Genomic DNA, 389 nt, shown 5'->3' with positions numbered 1-389 from the left:
TCATGGATGATCTGTTGCGGGAGTTTTTGACGGAAACCAGCGAGAGCCTGGACACCGTGGACAATCAGCTGGTGAAGTTCGAGCAGGAGCCGAACAACGCCAAGATCCTGGATAACATCTTCCGCCTGGTCCACACCATCAAGGGGACGTGCGGCTTCCTCGGATTGCCGCGCCTGGAAGCGCTGGCGCATGCCGGCGAGACGCTGATGGGCAAATTCCGTGACGGCATGCCGGTGACGGGGCAGGCGGTGACGGTGATCCTGTCCTCGATCGACCGCATCAAGGAAATTCTGGCCGGGCTGGAGGCGACCGAAGCCGAGCCCGAGGGTACCGACCGCGATCTCATCGACAAGCTGGAAGCGATGGTCGAGCAGGGCATGGCGGCCATG

Annotated in this window: 1 protein-coding gene; it reads left to right on the top strand. The window is 62.0% G+C overall.

Annotated elements, in window-relative coordinates; all coding sequences use genetic code 11:
* Positions 1-2: 2 nt before the first annotated feature.
* Positions 3-389, top strand: a 387-nt coding sequence (locus tag AC0L3J_RS37600) for an Hpt domain-containing protein (RefSeq protein WP_473350459.1), incomplete at its 3' end; no start/stop codon positions are given.

Source organism: Bradyrhizobium sp. Kon37 (assembly GCF_055807535.1).
This window is presented reverse-complemented; position numbering and strand designations above follow the sequence as displayed.